The sequence below is a fragment of the Mesorhizobium sp. M5C.F.Ca.ET.164.01.1.1 genome, assembly GCF_004792125.1.
GTDB classification, from domain to species: Bacteria; Pseudomonadota; Alphaproteobacteria; order Rhizobiales; family Rhizobiaceae; genus Mesorhizobium; species Mesorhizobium wenxiniae.
In genome coordinates, this window is sequence record NZ_SRTG01000531.1 from 1 (window position 1) to 292 (window position 292).

Sequence of the window (292 nt, forward strand, 5' to 3'; positions counted from 1 at the left end):
GGGCGACGTCGAGCTTCTGGCGCTGTCCACCGGTCAGCCGCCTACCGCCGGAACCGACATTGAAGTCCAGACCGACATCCAGAACTTCGGCATAGAGCCCCAGCTCGTCAAGAATGTCATAGACGATGGAGCGTATGCGGTCCGGCGCGTCGGGATGGTTGTTGCCCACGCGGCCGAACAGGACATTGTCCATGACGGTAGCCGCGGCGATGTATTTGGCGGGATCATACCGTTCGACCGCATTCTGCAGCTCGGGCGGCAGGTTTTCATAGAATCCGTTGCTCGCAGCGAC

The 292-nt window shown here is 61.0% G+C and carries 1 pseudogene; it reads right to left on the reverse strand.

Annotated elements, in window-relative coordinates:
- Window positions 1-292: pseudogene (locus EN807_RS34600) on the reverse strand (ABC transporter ATP-binding protein); the annotation flags it as partial.